The following is a 1,619-nucleotide window of genomic DNA, read 5'->3' as shown; positions in this document are numbered from 1 at the left end:
TGGAGGCCGCCGCATGAAGGGCACGCTCGTGATGATGATCGAGAACATCACCTAGGCGCCGCTGAAGTTGAAGCCGCAGTTCGTGCAGGAGCGTGCACCTTCTCGGCCGACATCGGCGGAGCGTCGCCGTCGAGCCTGCGTCCGCGAAGCCGGCCGAAGCCAGGTCGCTCAGGCTGAGTTGCCGCGAGCCTGACTCGCGTCATCTCAGAATGGAGGATGGCTGCCGCGCGTGACGCCCGAGCTTATGGTGTCACACTGGCGGCGCGCTCCTTGCTGCTACGCTGGGATGCAGAGGGCGAGTGCGGCAGCACTGGGAGGCGTCCGCGGGCGCGGCATCGCTGCCGCCGGACATGACGGCGGATCGTCGTCATCGTCCCGGCGCCCCGGGCGAATGTACCGGCGCCGGTCCGAGATCCGGAACGGACGTCGAGCCGGAGCAACCGCGGCCGGGCGCGTGTTCGGCTTCCAGAAGGAACCGCGGTCCGACTCGGTCAGGGCTGCGAGCACAGCATCAACGTAGACCGGCTCGGCCTTGCAGCCGCTCAGGCAGCGCAAGCTGGGCGCATTCTCCCCGACCAACGCGTCAGAACCTCAATTCGCCACATGCAATGCGGGAGCCATCCACACAAGACCTTCGCTGCGGCTCAGGCGAAGACCTCACAAGCTTCTGCTGGACCTTGAGCGTCGCTCATTTGCAGATCTTACCGTGAGTGTCAGCGTGGTGGAGCCCTCAAAGCGTTCGGAGACGACTTATTTTCCTTGCCGAAGAGTGGCACGCCTTGGGCTGTTGACGTACTCAGATCACTCGGACCTCGTCTCGCTTGAGCTTGATGGTCTTGGCCATTTCGGTGGACAGCTTGCCGACGACCGCAACATGAGCGGCAGCATCAACCGTAGCCTTAACGCTCGCCGTAGCCTCCTCTGCACTCGGCTTCAGTGCGGCGTATGTCACTGCCTCAGCCTCATCGCCGATGCTGGCCGAGCCGGTCACGGCAACAAGGAAGGCGATGTAGCGTTTGTGCTTGGTGCTCGGCATCTAGAGCGCCTTGCCTCGCACGGCTGAGTTGAACAACGCTACACACGCAGAGGTGGTGCCGCTCTGCGGATCCGTGTGTGGACGATCGAGGGGTTCGCTGGATGCTAGGTTGGTTTCGGGCTCTGATGCCGCGCGAGGACCGCTTCTTCGATCTGTTTGCCCGCCACTCCCAGACGCTGATCGCGGGTGCCGAAGCCCTTCAAGGCGTACTCCAGGGCGGCGAGAACGTCCCGCGCTACTGTCAGACCATCGTCGATCGCGAGCACGAGGCCGACGCGATCACGGCCGAGGTCCTGCTCGCTGTGCGGCGCAGCTTCATCACCCCTTTCGACCGCGGCGACATCAAGGACCTGATCCAGTCGATGGACGATGCCATCGACGCGATGAACAAGACGGTGAAGACGATTGCCCTCTACGAAGTCCGCAGCTTCGAGCCGCTGATGCGCGAGATGGGCGAGACCGTGATCGAGGCAGCGCAGCTGACCGCGGAAGCGATCCCGCTCCTCAACGCGGTCGGCACACAGGCCGGGCGCCTCAACGCGCTCACCGAGCAGATCACCCGGGTCGAGGGACGCTCGGACGA

The 1,619-nt window shown here is 64.4% G+C and carries 2 protein-coding genes; one reads left to right on the top strand and one right to left on the bottom strand.

Translation table 11 applies throughout. From position 1 onward, the window contains the following. Positions 1-796: 796 nt before the first annotated feature. Positions 797-1,036, bottom strand: coding sequence for a hypothetical protein (locus MOX02_RS30520; protein WP_147029495.1), 240 nt, complete (start codon positions 1,034-1,036; stop codon positions 797-799). 101 nt (positions 1,037-1,137) lie between these two features. Between MOX02_RS30520 and MOX02_RS30515 the strand changes: the two genes are divergently transcribed. Continuing rightward, positions 1,138-1,619: DUF47 domain-containing protein (locus tag MOX02_RS30515; RefSeq protein WP_147029496.1), on the top strand; the 482-nt coding region annotated here is incomplete at its 3' end.

The sequence above is a fragment of the Methylobacterium oxalidis genome (genome assembly GCF_007992195.1).
GTDB classification, from domain to species: domain Bacteria; phylum Pseudomonadota; class Alphaproteobacteria; order Rhizobiales; family Beijerinckiaceae; genus Methylobacterium; species Methylobacterium oxalidis.
The sequence above is the reverse complement of the archived record's forward strand: the minus strand, read 5'-3'. Positions and strand labels throughout refer to the sequence as shown.

Excerpts from the sequence above, each read along its gene's own strand:
- MOX02_RS30520 (WP_147029495.1), bottom strand. The coding sequence starts at position 1,036 with ATGCCGAGCACCAAGCACAAACGCTACATCGCCTTCCTTGTTGCCGTG.